Origin of the sequence: Lacticaseibacillus zhaodongensis (assembly GCF_009687905.1) — a bacterium.
Taxonomy (GTDB): Bacteria; Bacillota; Bacilli; order Lactobacillales; family Lactobacillaceae; genus Lacticaseibacillus; species Lacticaseibacillus zhaodongensis.
In genome coordinates this window covers 189,539-204,157 of the sequence record NZ_BLBG01000002.1, presented here as the reverse complement: position 1 = coordinate 204,157, position 14,619 = coordinate 189,539, and the positions used below count along the sequence as shown (strand labels likewise).

Annotated in this window: 16 protein-coding genes and 3 tRNA genes; 8 read left to right on the top strand and 11 right to left on the bottom strand. The window is 52.2% G+C overall.

Annotated elements, in window-relative coordinates; all coding sequences use genetic code 11:
* Nucleotides 1-18: 18 nt before the first annotated feature.
* Nucleotides 19-1,485 carry a peptide MFS transporter gene (locus GN107_RS03460; RefSeq protein WP_155286454.1) on the bottom strand — a complete coding sequence of 489 codons (1,467 nt, stop codon included), beginning with the start codon at nt 1,483-1,485 and terminating at the stop codon, nt 19-21.
* Between the two features lie 629 nt (nt 1,486-2,114).
* Here GN107_RS03460 and GN107_RS03455 point away from each other — a divergent pair.
* The 5 genes from GN107_RS03455 to GN107_RS03435 all read left to right on the top strand — a co-directional run bounded on the left by GN107_RS03455 (nt 2,115) and on the right by GN107_RS03435 (nt 3,393).
* Nucleotides 2,115-2,187: transfer RNA gene (locus GN107_RS03455), tRNA-Asn, on the top strand.
* A 218-nt stretch (nt 2,188-2,405) separates the two neighbouring features.
* Nucleotides 2,406-2,477: transfer RNA gene (locus GN107_RS03450), tRNA-Glu, on the top strand.
* A gap of 3 nt (nt 2,478-2,480) precedes the next feature.
* Nucleotides 2,481-2,553 (top strand) — tRNA-Thr (locus GN107_RS03445).
* Nucleotides 2,554-2,701: 148 nt separating this feature from the next.
* A complete protein-coding gene (locus tag GN107_RS03440) occupies nt 2,702-2,899 on the top strand; it encodes a helix-turn-helix transcriptional regulator (RefSeq protein ID WP_155286453.1) in 198 nt (65 codons plus the stop codon).
* The gene (locus tag GN107_RS03435; protein WP_155286452.1) at nt 2,896-3,393 is read left to right on the top strand and encodes a DUF3278 domain-containing protein; all 498 of its coding nucleotides are present in this window, start codon (nt 2,896-2,898) and stop codon (nt 3,391-3,393) included. The genes GN107_RS03440 and GN107_RS03435 overlap by 4 nt, the downstream gene beginning before the upstream one ends.
* A gap of 48 nt (nt 3,394-3,441) precedes the next feature.
* Here GN107_RS03435 and GN107_RS03430 read toward each other — a convergent pair whose 3' ends face one another.
* Both GN107_RS03430 and GN107_RS03425 read right to left on the bottom strand, forming a co-directional pair.
* Nucleotides 3,442-3,810, bottom strand: a complete 369-nt coding sequence (locus GN107_RS03430) for a CvfD/Ygs/GSP13 family RNA-binding post-transcriptional regulator (protein ID WP_155286451.1) — start codon at nt 3,808-3,810, stop codon at nt 3,442-3,444.
* Between the two features lie 64 nt (nt 3,811-3,874).
* On the bottom strand, nt 3,875-4,459 hold the full coding sequence (locus GN107_RS03425) for a peptidylprolyl isomerase (RefSeq protein WP_155286450.1): 585 nt from the start codon (nt 4,457-4,459) through the stop codon (nt 3,875-3,877).
* Nucleotides 4,460-4,609: 150 nt separating this feature from the next.
* Here GN107_RS03425 and GN107_RS03420 point away from each other — a divergent pair, with 150 nt between their 5' ends.
* Nucleotides 4,610-5,587, top strand: coding sequence for an NAD(P)/FAD-dependent oxidoreductase (locus tag GN107_RS03420; protein ID WP_155286449.1), 978 nt, complete (start codon nt 4,610-4,612; stop codon nt 5,585-5,587).
* 90 nt (nt 5,588-5,677) lie between these two features.
* A complete protein-coding gene (locus tag GN107_RS03415) occupies nt 5,678-6,343 on the top strand; it encodes a VTT domain-containing protein (RefSeq protein WP_155286448.1) in 666 nt (221 codons plus the stop codon).
* Between the two features lie 730 nt (nt 6,344-7,073).
* Here GN107_RS03415 and GN107_RS03410 read toward each other — a convergent pair.
* The 8 genes from GN107_RS03410 to rbsK all read right to left on the bottom strand — a co-directional run bounded on the left by GN107_RS03410 (nt 7,074) and on the right by rbsK (nt 12,949).
* Nucleotides 7,074-7,709, bottom strand: coding sequence for a TIGR01906 family membrane protein (locus GN107_RS03410; RefSeq protein ID WP_155286447.1), 636 nt, complete (start codon nt 7,707-7,709; stop codon nt 7,074-7,076).
* Nucleotides 7,706-8,464: a TIGR01457 family HAD-type hydrolase gene (locus GN107_RS03405; RefSeq protein ID WP_155286575.1), complete on the bottom strand. Its 759-nt coding sequence runs from the start codon at nt 8,462-8,464 to the stop codon at nt 7,706-7,708. Before GN107_RS03405 ends, GN107_RS03410 begins: the two co-directional genes overlap by 4 nt.
* Before the next feature lie 41 nt (nt 8,465-8,505).
* Nucleotides 8,506-9,168 carry a YutD family protein gene (locus GN107_RS03400; protein ID WP_155286446.1) on the bottom strand — a complete coding sequence of 221 codons (663 nt, stop codon included), beginning with the start codon at nt 9,166-9,168 and terminating at the stop codon, nt 8,506-8,508.
* Between the two features lie 105 nt (nt 9,169-9,273).
* The gene (locus GN107_RS03395) at nt 9,274-9,876 is read right to left on the bottom strand and encodes a metallophosphoesterase (RefSeq protein ID WP_155286445.1); all 603 of its coding nucleotides are present in this window, start codon (nt 9,874-9,876) and stop codon (nt 9,274-9,276) included.
* Nucleotides 9,877-9,891: 15 nt separating this feature from the next.
* Nucleotides 9,892-10,632: a YibE/F family protein gene (locus GN107_RS03390; RefSeq protein WP_155286444.1), complete on the bottom strand. Its 741-nt coding sequence runs from the start codon at nt 10,630-10,632 to the stop codon at nt 9,892-9,894.
* On the bottom strand, nt 10,629-11,687 hold the full coding sequence (locus GN107_RS03385) for a YibE/F family protein (protein WP_155286574.1): 1,059 nt from the start codon (nt 11,685-11,687) through the stop codon (nt 10,629-10,631). Before GN107_RS03385 ends, GN107_RS03390 begins: the two co-directional genes overlap by 4 nt.
* Nucleotides 11,688-11,713: 26 nt before the next feature.
* Entirely contained in the window at nt 11,714-12,028 is a 315-nt protein-coding gene (locus GN107_RS03380) for a hypothetical protein (protein WP_155286443.1), read from the bottom strand.
* Nucleotides 12,029-12,949, bottom strand: coding sequence for a ribokinase (rbsK, locus tag GN107_RS03375; protein ID WP_155286442.1), 921 nt, complete (start codon nt 12,947-12,949; stop codon nt 12,029-12,031).
* 213 nt (nt 12,950-13,162) lie between these two features.
* Here rbsK and pepV point away from each other — a divergent pair, with 213 nt between their 5' ends.
* A complete protein-coding gene (pepV, locus tag GN107_RS03370; protein WP_155286441.1) occupies nt 13,163-14,575 on the top strand; it encodes a dipeptidase PepV in 1,413 nt (470 codons plus the stop codon).
* The last annotated feature ends 44 nt before the right edge of the window (nt 14,576-14,619 follow it).

The following is a 14,619-nucleotide window of genomic DNA, read 5'->3' as shown; positions in this document are numbered from 1 at the left end:
TTTCACCCGCAATTCAGTTTAGTTGACCCCAGCCATGAGCTTTTCAATTCGTGGTGTGATGAAGATCAGGAGTGCACCCAGCACGATCGTCGCCCCGCCAAGCAAACCAAAGTAGAGCATTTCGTTGCCTGGGGTGTAAAACTTAACCAGCTGCGCGTTCAGTGCTTGTGCCGCAGCATCGGAGAGGAACCACATACTCATCATCTGCGACTTGTATGCGTGGGGAGCAAGCTTGGTGGTCACGGACAAACCAACGGGTGAAATCAGCATTTCACCGACTTCAACGATTGCCCATGAGAGCACGAGCCACAGCGGGTTCACCAAGCTGTTTTCACCGTGCATGGAAAGTGGCAGCATCATCACTACAAAACTGAGGCCTGCAAATACTAAGCCCAGTGTAAACTTTTTCGGACTGCTTGGCTGCTTTTTGCCCAAATGCATCCAAAGCCAGGCAAAGAATGGCGTGTAGAGGATGATGAACAGCGGGTTCAAACTCTGGAACCAACTGGCCGGAATCGTGAAACCAAAGGAATGCAAGTTGGTTTGCGTCTCCGCAAACATTGCCAGAACACTAGAGCCCTGTTCCTCAATTGCCCAGAAGATAACTGATGCAAGAAACAGTGGGATGTAAGCCAACACCCGACTACGCTCAACCTTCTTAACCTTTTTGCTGGTCAAGAACATTACGAAGTACACGATTGGAATCAAAATTGCCACAACGGTGATAAAGTTGATCACGTTAGTAAGGTTGAAGTTACCGGTCAGTGCCATGACCCCGAAAATTGCCGCAACCACGATAATCCCAATCACAATTTTGATTAGTAGCGGTGCAACTTCATCTTCGTGCAAAGGATCCGGTGCGACGTTGTCATCGGGGTTAAGGTACTTTTTACCATCAACAACGTAGAAAATCAGGCCAACCGCCATCCCGATTGCGGCGAGGGAGAAGCCCAGGTGGAAGTTAACCTGCTGTCCAAGCCAACCGACGACGATTGGGGAGATGAAGCTACCCAAGTTGATCCCCATGACCAGAACGGAGAACCCACTGTCACGGCGGACATCATCTTGACTGTACAGGCCGCCGACCATTTCGGAGATGTTCGGTTTGAGCAAACCCGTCCCGAGCACGATCAGCACAATTGAAGCAAACAATGCAACCGCGCCAAACGGTAAGGCCAGGAAAATATGCCCGAACATGATCAGAATCCCACCAGCGAGCACGGTCCGCCGCCCGCCGAGGACCCGGTCAGCCACAAAGCCGCCAATAACGCTGCTCATGTAGACCAAAGAACCATAAATGGCAACCACGGACATCGCAGTAGACCTGCTGAAGCCCAAACCGCCCTTGCTGACTGCGAAGTACATGTAGTACAGCAAGATTGCTTTCATACCATAGTAACTAAATCGTTCCCAGAATTCGGTAAAGGCAAGTGTTGCTAGCCCTCGTGGTTGTCCGAAGAACGCGTGATCAGTATCTTTCTTCACTATCTTAACTTCCTTTCACGCTAAGTTCCGGCTGCAGCGTTGGCAAAGCCCACACTACTTTCAGACTTAGCAGTTCAGTGCCCCCATCAGGTGCAGATCCACTGAATTGTTAATAAAGTAATATTTTAAACACATATACTTGGTGACACAAATGAATATGAGACTTAATGACGTATTATGATTTAACTGTTAAAGCGAAGTTAGTAAGCGTTGAGCCCTTATTCACATTTTCGTTTCAAAATCCACATTTCGCTACGAGTCAACTGTAATTTTTGTGCATCTGCTCCTCATCACTAGCAAAGCAAGTGCCGATATTAAGGCGTTTTTAGGAACTTTGCAGCACGGGATACCGTCACTGCTTAACAAGCGTTTACGAAACGTGACTTTCATTACCAATCTACTTGCTTTCATGAAAGTAATCCTTTTCGGAAACGATTGTAAGAATGCTATTTGGTCTCTAATTGTGACAAATTCGGTTCCAGCCAATTGTTCAGCTCTTGCTGGCAAATACGCACAAAAATTAGCAAAAGGTTTGTATGGAGAAGTGATTGCGAATTAAAGCCCAATAAGGCTTGACGATTGTCCGGATAATTGATATTATTACTTTCGTTCTGATGAACACAGCTCATTCCGGTTTAGCTCAGTTGGTAGAGCACCTGACTGTTAATCAGGTTGTCGTCAGTTCGAGTCTGACAACCGGAGTACTAAAGAAGGTCCCAGCGCGTTTGCGTCTGGGGCCTTTTTTTGTCTTACGTTCTACTTAGGAGCATCAACCCGCGTTGTTTGGGCTCGCCGATCTAGGCTTACTCCGCCCAGTATTACTAGCTAAATAATCAACAATAATTTCGCTACAGACTTTTTTCGTCTCGGGGCTAGACAATCACGTGCAGCTCAAGTATAATCATTTCTGTTGTGAAAATGGCCCGTTGGTCAAGTGGTTAAGACACCGCCCTTTCACGGCGGTAACATGGGTTCAAATCCCGTACGGGTCATATGCCGTCTTAGCTCAGTTGGTAGAGCATCGGTATCGTAAACCGAGGGTCACAGGTTCGACTCCTGCAGACGGCATAATGACTACACAACTTACTCCCGCACCCCAGAAATGGTGGTGCGGGATTTTTTTGTATCCTCTTGTCATATATAGTTGACACCAATCGAAACTGAATGTACATTATAGATGACAATTAGTCAATTATATGTGACAGGAGGTGGCGCAGTGAACAGAGTGCGGCAGTACCGCCAGCAACACGGCCTTTCGCAGATGGCCCTGGCGGAAAAAATCGATGTGGCGCGCCAGACCATCAACCTCATCGAAAACGACAAATACAATCCGTCCCTCGACCTGTGCCGCAAGTTGGCGCACGCCCTGCACACGGATCTCAACACCTTATTTTGGGAGGAGGACTCAAAATGAATTTATCTTGGTTGGACCGCTTCGTAATTTTCTGGTATGGCATCAAGCAGCCATATGACGAACACGCCCGCGCGGTGGTGGGCCGCATCTCCACCGGCGCCCTCTTGATTGTGGTCATGGTAGAATTCTGCATTCTGATGGCCGAAGCAATCTTAAATCTCCACTGGTTGAATTCAGTGGCGCTGATTGTCCTGTTCGTGGCAATAATATGGGTTGGTCTGGCCATCAAGGATGCGGGGCTGACGCAGATCGAAACGACCGCCTTCAATTATCACCGGACCCTGAACCGCCTTAAGTGGGACTCTGTGCGTTACGCCATGGTGTTTATCATCGCATTTGCCGGAACAATGGTTTTAACAAGCCTCAGTTCAGGTTCATTACAACATGCTTGGAGCGTAAAGGTACTGTTAATGGTACTCCTAGGCATTGTCTGCGGCATTGGCACTTACTTTCAGGATAAAAAGAACATCCGCATCATCCCTGAAGATGAATGATGTCTGCATAGTAAAGGGCCTCCGGAAAAATCCGGAGGCCCTTTACGTTTATTTTTCGTCGCCGCGTGAATAATCGGTGACCCATCCCGCAAGCCGCTCCGCAATCGGAGCAAAGCCCGTGTGCAGTTTGCGTGTCGTCCAGTAGTGCTTACGCCGCCGCTTCGGTGATAACGCTGGCGGAGCTTGCAGTGCCCGAACGGACAAGCTAATTCTGTGACTATATTCGTCGATATCTAAGATGATCACCTGAACACTCTGCTCAAGGTGGAATAGGTCGTTGATTCCCTTCACGAAGCCATGCTGGCATTCGGATATGTGAATCAGTCCCTGCTCCTCGTCGTCAAGTGCAACGAAGACGCCGTAGGGCTGAATTCCCGTTACCCGACCAGTGACGATGTCGCCGATTCGGTAATCCATACAGACACTTCATTCCATTAGTTTTCCAGACCATTGTAGCAGTCTTAGACGCGAAACAAAATAGCTACTCGCTAATCGTAATGCTGTCGATGGTAACTGGATCCTTAGGCTTGTCGCCGCGGTTAGTCTTAACCTTGGCGATTTCGTCGACGACATCCATCCCGTCAGTGACCTGACCGAAGACGGTGTGCTTGTGGTCGAGCCATGGTGTCCCGCCCTGTTTGTACGCTTCAACGATGTCTGCTGGGTAGCCGGCCGCCTGCATCTGCTCAATGAAGCCACCGTTGATGTTCTTGTTCTGGACGATGAAGAACTGACTGCCGTTGGTGTTGGGGCCAGCATTAGCCATGGAGAGCGCGCCGCGAATGTTGAAGAGCTCGTTGCTGAACTCATCCTCGAAGCTATCGCCATAGATGCTCTCGCCGCCCATGCCGGTACCGGTCGGGTCGCCGCCCTGGATCATGAAGTCCTTGATGACCCGGTGGAAAATTGTGCCGTCGTAGTAACCCTTCTTAGCGAGGCCGAGAAAGTTAGCAACGGTTTTTGGTGCCTGATCTGGGAACAGTGCAATGGTGATCGCACCGTGATTGGTATTCAGGGTCACGCTGGGGCCCTGGTGATTTGCTAAATCTAACTGCTCTAGAGACATTAGTTGTTCTCCTTCCATATTTACACATTGTTCATCATACCTAAAACTAGCAGACTTGACCACCGTGCCTTTAGGCTGATTTTTGTGTAGAATAGTTGGGGTATACGGCAGTGCAAAGACCTGCCGCTTAGATGTGAGAGGAAGTTAATCATGGATCACACTTATGACATTGCAATTATCGGCGGCGGCCCTGTCGGCATGTTTGCCGCTTTCTACGCCGGCCTGCGGAGCGCGGACGTACTACTGCTTGAAGGCACAGCGCAGCTCGGCGGGCAACCTGCCGCCTTATACCAGCAAAAGCAAATTTATGATGTTGCTGGATTCTACGCGCTTAACGGCCGCGAGCTGACGACCGCACTCACCCAACAACTCGCGCGTTTCCAGCCTGACGTCCGGCTCAACACCCGCGTCAGTGATTTTGCTAAAGACGGCGAGAACATCACGCTCAATACTAACAACGGGAGCTTTCAGGCCCGCAGCGTCATTATCGCTACCGGCGCCGGTGCCTTCGCGCCGCGGCAACTGGCCGCCAGTTATGACCACGCACTTGACGGCAAGCGGGTCTTCTATACCGTACCCGACCTGAATGCTTGGACTGACCAAGATGTCGTGATTGCTGGTGGCGGCGACACCGCCATCGACTGGGCCCTCGCACTTGAGCCCATCGCCCGTTCCGTCCAGCTCGTGCACCGCCGCCAGCAATTCCGCGGCCTCGAAAGTAGCGTGCAACGACTGGAGAGCAGCAGCGTGCAGCTCAACACGCCATACCTGATCGACCACGTAGATGCTGCTGATCAGGGCATCGACATCATTTTGAAGCCGGTTCGCGGCGCGGAACCACGGACACTGCACGCGGACAAGTTGCTCGTTAGCTATGGCTTTTCCAGCGACAATCGCCAACTGCGGGCGTGGAACCTTGAGCTTGATCACAGCCAAATCGTGGTAGATCGTTCCTACCGCACCAACCAGGAGCTAGTTTACGCAATTGGCGACGCGATAACCTACCCGGATAAGCAAAAGCTGATTGCCAGCGGTTTCGGTGAAGCCCCATCGGCAGTTAACTCAATCATGAACGCCATTCATCCGGAGCGCCGCCAGCCTTTGCACTCCTCCCAAATGAATCTATAATTGCAAAGTTTTGTAAAATATCGTCAATAACGCACCACGGATACTGAAAATCTAGTACACTGTTCCTAAATATGGATTCGGGAGGACAACATGGGCACCTTAATTGATTTCATCTTGCACATCGACAGCCATTTGGTGACGATTGTGCAAACGTTCGGTAATTGGTCGTACGTAATTCTGTTCGGCATCATTTTTATCGAAACGGGGGCAATTATCCTGCCCTTCCTGCCAGGCGATTCACTATTGTTCGCAGCTGCAGCAATGGCCGCCAGCAGTGTCTACCACCTGAATATTTGGATCTTTGTGGTCGGCTTCCTGATTGCCTGCGTTGCCGGTGATTCGCTAAACTTCCACATTTCCAAACATCTGGGGCACGCCGCTAGTCAGAACGCCTTCCTCAGCAAATACATCAACGAGAAGCGCATGCACGAGGCGGAAGAACTGTTTGACCGCACCGGTGACATCATCATCACGCTAGCCCGGTTCATGCCCATCATCCGCACCTTCATCCCCTTCGTTGCCGGTGGTTCGACGATGACCTACAAACGTTTTCTCCCCTACAACCTCCTCGGCTGCGCGGCATGGGTTGCACTATGTTGCGGGGCTGGTTACTGGTTCGGGAACTTCCCATTTGTAAAGGCCCACTTCTCAGTAATCATCATCGCCATCATCGTCGTTTCCCTCATTCCAATTGTGTTCACAGGGATCCGCAGCACGATTAAGGGTAAGAAGAAGAGTGCTCCGGAAGAAGATTAATTACATCAAAGCAAAGCTGCCGCAGTTGGGCAGCTTTTTTTGTGCTGTACGTTACATGCCGGACAATGGGCAGATCTACACTAGATGTTTAGGCAATACACAGTCTTGATAGTTCATACGGACACATGAGCGAAAAAATTTCGTGTTGAAGGTTAATAGCTCCATAGTCAGCACATATTACTAAACATACAAGCAAAATAGCGCTCCAGTCCGCTGTTTAGCAAGAATAGAAGCATGGAATTTGTACAAAATAGTGCATGCTGAATAAAATTGTCTCTAGTTGCGGCGTCCAAACTTGGCGAACATGAATCTTAATCATCATGGCTTTTGAATGGCAATGTAGGGCTGGGGGCGCCTCTTCCGGGAACGAAACTGGCGGTAGTGACCATGCTGAAACGAAAAATACAATTGGTATTCCTGCGGTATTTGCAGGGGTACCGATTGTATTTTTCGGGGAGAGTGGAGAGACCGCTCATGATAATATCGGTACTAAATGTAAGTTTACCGAAAAAGTTACGACAACACGGCGGGCTCGGAGCTCAACCGGAAGACTTGACCCGGGCTTGGTCAAGTCTGTAGGTGGCCCCAGCATGACTGTCTGTCACTACTGCCAGTGCAGTGGGAGGAAGATGCACCCCTGACCCGGCATTTTACGTCAGGAAACGCAAAAAAGCTTGGAACCACCAACGGAATGCAACACCACGGTAGTCCTAAGCTTTTAAAAAACACATTATTTTGCCGCTCGCCGTGCGTCCCTGCGACCAATCACCACAAAGTAAATCAGCACCCCGATAAACACCGCAAAGCCAATCACGAAACAAGTCGCGAAGAAATCCTCCGGCAAGACATTAATAATCGGGTCCGTCGCCGGATCAAACATCCAGTCCGAATTCCGGAACAAAACTTCGTGGAAGCGGACAAAGAACGCGTCGAAGTTCAGCGCCATCGTTGCGAGCAATACCAGCGGAATCACGATGCCAATAATTGCTGGCCGTTGCAGGATATAGCGTTGCCGCTTTTGCCGCAGCTCCTTGAGCCAGCGGCAGGCCGGCCAAGCCGTTATTACCAGCACGATTACGTTGATGATAAACAGGTTCTTCACGTCGGCAAAATGTACCGCTCCCCTCGCACTAGTCGGGAAGTCCTGCATGTGCAGCACGTGTTCAAAGGGGTTGTAGAGGTAAACCATCAACTGGTTGTAGTTGTGCATCAACGCGCCATAACTAATGCCCGCGATTTGGGGCAGGCTCTCGGCCTTGGCGAAAACGGCGAACAGCGGGATGGATACCACCGTCACCAGAAAGATGCTCCCCGTCAGGAGGAAGAACCAGAAGCACAACCAGTCGGCAAACCGACGCGGACTCATACTTCCCACTCCGCGAGGCTGTTAACAACGTGCGTTGGCTGAATCTTTTGCTGAGCAACCTGCTCCGGCGTTGAAACCCCCGTGTATACGAGCAACTGGTCAATCCCGGAATTGATTCCAGCCTTGATATCAGTGTTGTAATTGTCACCGACCATGACCGCTTCACTTGGATCCAGACCCATTTTGGCAAGGGCCGCATCCATAATTGGGCGGCGGGGCTTGCCGATGTAGAAGGCTTCCTGCTGGGTTGACCGCTCAACCAGGGCAATCACAGAGCCAGCGCCAGGCACTAATCCGCGCTCGTTCGGCAGGTTGGTGTCTTCGTTGGTGCCGATAAACATCGCGCCGCGCTTAATTGCAAGGGTGGCGAGTTCAAACTTGTGGTAGGTCACATCATAATCGAGGCCCACGACCACATAATCAGGGTTGGTTTCATCCAGTTTGATGCCGGTGTTTAAAATAGCCTTTTTCAGACCGAGCTCACCAATAATGTAAACAGACTTGCTGCTAACATTCCCACCGTTTTGGCGCAGCAGATAACTCGCTGTTGCCAGTGATGGCGTGTAGACCTGGTCGGGCGTGACGAAGATATCATGCTTGCTTGCGAGAAAATCAACCACCATCTCCGGCGTGCGGGTCGTGTTGTTGGTCAAAAATAAGAACGGAATCTTTGCCGCTTGCAGACGTTCAACGAAGCGCTTAGCTTCAGGAATCCGCTCGTTGCCACGGTAAATGGTTCCATCCAAATCGATCATGTAGCCTTTGTATTTACTCAAAATCTATTATCCTACCGTTTCTATTTTTTATCTTCGTCTAGTTTACGGATGCTAAAGTGGCGGTTCTGACGCTTACCACTGGTGCTGGCGTGCTCATTGTGCCCCCGCTCGGGCCGGTGCTGCTGACTACGCCGCTCACTATAAGGCTTAGCGGTCGTCGTCTGCTCGTGGTGCCGCTGCCGGCCGCCACGATGACCGCGGTGGGTGGACTTACCCTTGCTGCCGTCTGTGGTGCTTGCGGCCGGGTGGCTGTTCCGCTGATTATTGCTGCCGTGACCGTGGCCACCACGCCGCGCGGGCTTGGTCTCCGGTGTTGGTGCCGGCGCATCCAGCCGGTGAATGATGAAGTACGCACAGCCAAAATTACAGTATTCATACAAGTAATCTTCAACATGCGTGATCAACTGGTCTGGACTCGCTTGGCGGCGGTTAGCATCGTAAAAGCCCTTGAGCCGCAGTTTCTCAAATCCCCAATCACCGACAACGTAATCGTACTTGTCTAAGACCTGCTCGTAACGTTCCGCAAGCACGTCCTTACGTAAGCCATCCTTGTAGTTCTTCACGATTTCATAGCGCCGGCCATCAATCGTGATCATCTCACTGGTCAGCTCACTAACCTGAGTTTCCGGTTTAGCGGGGAAACGTTCGTGGGCCGACTGTGCGTCCTCTTTTTCTTTATACATGACCGTCACCCTCCAGCAACAAATTTATAGGTTAGTGTTTAGTTTAACTCAATTACCCCAACTTGCCCACTTTCAGAAATCTGTGCGGCAGTCGCCCCCGCAAAATCACCGCATTTTGCCGAGTGCTTCCTTCTTGGCCGCAAAAATCTGTTCGATTTCTGGCATCTTTAGTGGACTGCCCCACGGCAATTGCGGCTGCAACAAGTCCCGTTCCGGAGCGTCAACACCGACGTTAATATTCTCGGCGTGCGGCACGCTGTTGTGATGGATGTGCCCATGCAGATTCAGGGTCTGCTTCACGATGCCCAGCATCAGTGGGTAGTGGGTCATAATCAGTTGCGTGTGGTCCATCTTGATGATCATCCCCACATCGTGAAAACTGAACTTATCCTTACCGTCGATCTGCGGGTCGTGTGCGTGCAGATACTTGAACAGCGCGCGGTAATCATGATTGCCCTTGATGAAGACGATATGCCCGTGCAGTTGGCAGAGAACCCGCAACACGTCTTCGTTCTTCGGAAAGTTCTCGGGGTTGAACGCAATATCGCCTAGATGGTAAACGATGTCCTTGTCCTCGACACGATCATTCCAAGCCTTGATCAGGGCCGCGTCCATCTCCGCGGTCGAGGAGAACAGCCGCGGTGCGAAATCATTCCAGCCGAGTAAGTCAGTATGGAAAAAATGCGTGTCAGCAATGAAATACTGCAAACTAAAACTCCCTTTCTAGGCCTGGCGCTTGGCCGCGTGCTGCCGGTGCCGGACGACCCAAATCGTAGTCGGAACGGTCAAAATCACCGCAATGATCGAGAACAGCACGTCGAGCAGTTCGCCGACGAAAATTTTGTTATTCAGCACCACCGCCAATGTGTAGTGCAACTGACCGAACCAAACGAAAAGCCCCACAAAACTGCCAAAAAAGCCAAAGAACAAAGTGTTAATGGCGGTCCCCGTAATTTCCCGGCCCATACGCTTGATTCCAACCCGGTCCTTGTCGACATCGAGCTCATTGACACCCGCCGCAACGGCAATCGCGGCCTCAGCAATCGCCCCGAGCGTACTCATGAGCCCCGCAGCGACCCCAATTTGCCGGAACGAAATGCCGATTGCGACACTCATCCCCTCAAGGTCCTCACCGTCTTCAGAACCGAACCCCGCAGCGGCACTATAGCGGTCAACGTACAGAATCAACGCGGTCAGTGCGACCATCACGACCAGGGCGGCAATAAATGCTGGCGCCGCCACCTCCATGTCCGTAGAGCTGAAGAAGATGGTCGTAGCTAGGATGATCATACTGGCAATCAGCGCCACCCAGACCGGTGCAAACCCGCCCGCCATCAGGATGACCGCGACCATAATAATCAAGGAATTCACGCACAGCGCTAAGAAGCTATTGCCGCCCTGTTTACCGCCGACGAGGAGCATCAACGCGAACAAAACGATGATCAGTAACAACATTGAATTCATTTTGCAGTCTGCCTCCTTCCAGCGAGCAGTGCGGCCAAGCCACTAGTGATTGGTACCGCCAGCACGATGCCAAATGCCGAAATCAGCGACTGCACGAAGCCTAAACCCATTACCCAGGAAACGGTGTAGGCAATGGTGTTGCCGTTGCGCAGCCACAAAATGGACTCGGTGAAGGTGTCGGCCATGAAAATCATGAACAAGACCGAGATGAGCGGCCCCATGACGTTGCGGCCGATTGCCATGCCCGCCTTGAAGCGTTGCCCCGCGGCAGCTGGTAGCTGAAAAATTGCAACTGAGATGTCACTGGTTTCATCGAGCACCGCCCCGAGGGAGCCAATCACGATTTGGGCGAAGAAAATCAGCCGCGGATTTTGCGTGACGTACTTCACCTGCTCGATGTGAATGCCCTTGTAACCGGTACTGACCATGATTGCGTAACCGATCAGCACCGCCGCAGTAGTGGCCAGAATGGTTGCACTGGCGATGCACACGGCCACGGACCGCGGCCCAATCACGAACAACACGGTCAGTACCGTAAACAGCAGGGCCATCCCCACCACCAGGTACCACGGGCCGTTACCGTGGCTGCCCAATTCGAGGTGAATCCCGGCGTAGAAAACAACCGTATTGAGCGCAATGGAAACCATCGTCACGAGTGCGTGCTTGCCACTGAATAAAATCAGCAACAGCACAACTAACGCAAGCAGGACACCGGTGACGGTGTCCCGCTTGGCATCATTCAGTTGGTAACCCGCAGCACCATGATTGAGAAAAACCTGTTGCCCACTGCGTAAGGGGAAATCAATGCCCTCAGAGGTGTTGTAGTCATTGTTAAAGCTCACGACCTGACCACGCTTGTTGGTGTTCAAAAACCGCGCCCGCACGCGCTGACGAATCTGGTGATCGTGATTATTATTGGAATCGACCTCCGCGGTACTGCGAACCTGCCGAACACTGAGCACCTCCGCAACCGGTTGGTGGTACAAAAACGCGTCGTTGCGTAGTCCGAACCAGACCGCAAGCAGTGCGAACGCGGCAAGCAGCCACGGAATCATTCGCTTGTAATTCACGACAAGGCCCCCTAAACGATGTGATTATTCTCCAGAATCTGCTCGTAGGCGTCCTTGATTTTACCTTCGGGTTTTGCCCACTCTTCCCATTTATCCACAGAGGATAATTCGGGGAAGGTGTAAGTTGAATTAATGTATTCTTCGTAGGCACGAACGGCGGTCCCATGCGGGATGTTCAGCTGCACGATCCGCACGCGCTTGATGTGGCCATCGAGTGCGCACCGTTCAGCAATTCCGTTCATGTAAATATTGCCCAATTCGTAATAACTACTACCGTCATTGCGCGTGATTTCCTGGACTAAATCAAAAGTTTGATAATCTGCCAACTAGATTGCCTCCTTGAGGTACTCCTCCACCTCGGCGGCGGTCGGAATTGACGGCTGTCCGCCCTGCCGGGATACGGCCAAACCGGATGCGGCTGTCGCGTAAACCACCGCGTCCTCAACACTAGACGTAGCAAGCTTGCTTAAAAAGGCGCCGATAAAGGTATCGCCGGCACCGGTACTGTCAACGGCCTTAATGTTAAACGCTGGTGTGGCAAACTCATCACCATCTTGGTCGGCATAGTAACAGCCATTCTCAGCCAACGTGATGATGACGCGCTGCACGCCGCGCCGGCATAATTCCTTGGCACTCTCGGCGGTTGAAGCCGCATCAACGGTGTCGATGCCGGTCAGAGCAGTGGCCTCACCCTCATTAGGAATAATGATATTAGTCAATTTCAACAGTGATTCAGGCACACCTGTCCGTGCTGGGGCCGGATTGAGCACTGTCGTCACGCCGCGCTTTTTAGCAGCCGCAAATGCGGTTTCAACAACATCTAATGGTGATTCAAAAGTTGCGAGCAGGTAATCGTCGGGGCCCATTTTGGCAATCAAAGGTTCAACATCCGCATCGGTGACCTCGGCGTTGGCACCACTAGCCACAACAATGCGGTTCTGACCGGATGGTTCAACAAAAATCACGGCGCGGCCGGTCGGTGCGGTTGGGTCCGTCAAGAGCCGCTCCGTGTTGACTCCGGCCTCATCGAGACCCGCACGCAGACTCTGACCAGCACCATCGTCCCCGACTCGGCCGACAAAGTGCACCTCCATGCCGTTCTTAGCGGCCGCGACTGCTTGGTTCGCACCCTTGCCACCGGCGGCTTCAATCAAGCCGTCCGCAATCAGGGTCTCACCTGGTTTTGGTGCGTGTTGCACGTTAAAGAGCTGATCCAAGTTAATACTGCCAATTAATACGAGTGACATGACGAATCTCCTTTATAGTAGATATTCCCGCTGCAGACGCCGACTATCATTATGAACTTAATCGGGGCAAGCGCTGCAAGCCCGGCGACATTTTAAGCTAATCATACCAAAAAGCAGCGGTTACTTCACCACCCGGCCGGCCGCTATATGGTATCCTGTTCTTATCTAGAATCACCGAAAATGCGGCACCTTGGAACGCAGGAGGATAATTAAATGAAATACGATTTTGAATCTGCAGCAGCAGCATACCAAGACGCAATGGTCAGCGATCTTTCGTCCCTGATTACCATTGATTCTGAACGGGACACCGACCACGCCACTGATACTGCGCCACTTGGCCCCGGCCCCGCAATGGCCCTGAACAGCGTTATCGCGATGGCCGAACGGGATGGCTTCACTAGCAAGAACGTTGAAAATGTTGCCGCCCGGATCGAACTTGGCAGCGGATCTGAAATTCTGGGTGTCCTTGGCCACGTCGACGTCGTTCCAGCCGGTGACGGTTGGGTCCGCCCACCATTCACCCCAACGATTGAAGGGGACCGCATCTATGGCCGCGGCACCGCCGACGACAAGGGCCCCGTCATCGCCGCCTACTACGCCCTGCGGATCTTACGCGACCTGAATGTGCCGCTAAGCAAGCAGGTCCACCTGATTCTGGGGACTGATGAAGAATCCGAATGGTACGGGATGCACCGCTACATGGCGACCCAGCCAGTGCCAGATTTTGGCTTCTCACCCGATGCGGAGTTCCCAATCATTAATGGTGAAAAGGGCATCGTCAGTTTCTTGCTCACTCAGAAACACGTGGCTGCAGCGCCAGCAGCCATTACCCTCCTGCATTTCCGTGCCGGTATCCGCCCGAACATGGTTCCCGGCCGCGCAACTGCAGAATTACAGGGTGAATTACCAGACTATCTGGAAGCGCAACTGCAAGCTTATGCAAAAGTTAACCATTTGCAAGCGGAATGGCAGCAAAACGGGCAGAAGACCACGCTGACGATGATCGGTAAGGGTGCGCACGCAATGAATCCGGGCGCGGGCAAGAACGCCGCCACCTACCTCGCAGACTTCCTCAGCGGCTGCGCGCTAGACCTCGATCCAGCCGGCAGCCTCTACCTGTACACGATTGCTCACTACCTCCACCTCAAAACTGCTGGTGAAGGCCTCGGAATCAACTACAGCGACCGCAAAATGGGGCCACTGACCGCCGCGGCCGACATCTTTGAATTCAGTCAGGACGGCAAGCAGAGCGTTTTGATCAACGTGCGCTACCCGCAAGGAACCAGTGCCGACCTTATCCGCGACCAAATTGAAACTGCGGTCGGTGAGGATAACTACGCCGTCAGCATTGATGGTGAGGACGAAACACCCCACTACGTTCCGGATTCCGACCCGCTTGTCCAGACTCTGCTTGATGTCTACAGTGAGCACACCGGTCTGCCTGGTAAGGAAGGTATCGTAGGTGGTGGGACTTACGGCCGCATGTTGAAGCGCGGCGTCGCTTTCGGTGCGCAGATGCCCGGTGCGCCAGACATCATGCACCAAGCTGACGAATATATCGAAATCAAAACCATCGTTCGGGCTGCCGCGATTTACGCTGATGCTATCAGCCGCCTCGCAAACTAGACTGGCTGCCAAGGGGTGGCAATACCGCGCAGTTCATAGCAACT

Bases quoted from the DNA above. Each gene is read 5' to 3' on its own strand.
- GN107_RS03410 (WP_155286447.1), bottom strand. From the start codon at position 7,709: ATGAGTCCGCGTCGGTTTGCCGACTGGTTGTGCTTCTGGTTCTTCCTC.
- GN107_RS03415 (WP_155286448.1), top strand. From the start codon at position 5,678: ATGGGCACCTTAATTGATTTCATCTTGCACATCGACAGCCATTTGGTG.
- GN107_RS03430 (WP_155286451.1), bottom strand. From the start codon at position 3,810: ATGGATTACCGAATCGGCGACATCGTCACTGGTCGGGTAACGGGAATT.
- GN107_RS03390 (WP_155286444.1), bottom strand. From the start codon at position 10,632: ATGAATTCAATGTTGTTACTGATCATCGTTTTGTTCGCGTTGATGCTC.
- rbsK (WP_155286442.1), bottom strand. From the start codon at position 12,949: ATGTCACTCGTATTAATTGGCAGTATTAACTTGGATCAGCTCTTTAAC.
- GN107_RS03435 (WP_155286452.1), top strand. From the start codon at position 2,896: ATGAATTTATCTTGGTTGGACCGCTTCGTAATTTTCTGGTATGGCATC.
- GN107_RS03400 (WP_155286446.1), bottom strand. From the start codon at position 9,168: ATGTATAAAGAAAAAGAGGACGCACAGTCGGCCCACGAACGTTTCCCC.
- GN107_RS03385 (WP_155286574.1), bottom strand. From the start codon at position 11,687: ATGATTCCGTGGCTGCTTGCCGCGTTCGCACTGCTTGCGGTCTGGTTC.
- GN107_RS03425 (WP_155286450.1), bottom strand. From the start codon at position 4,459: ATGTCTCTAGAGCAGTTAGATTTAGCAAATCACCAGGGCCCCAGCGTG.
- GN107_RS03405 (WP_155286575.1), bottom strand. From the start codon at position 8,464: ATGATCGATTTGGATGGAACCATTTACCGTGGCAACGAGCGGATTCCT.
- pepV (WP_155286441.1), top strand. From the start codon at position 13,163: ATGAAATACGATTTTGAATCTGCAGCAGCAGCATACCAAGACGCAATG.
- GN107_RS03420 (WP_155286449.1), top strand. From the start codon at position 4,610: ATGGATCACACTTATGACATTGCAATTATCGGCGGCGGCCCTGTCGGC.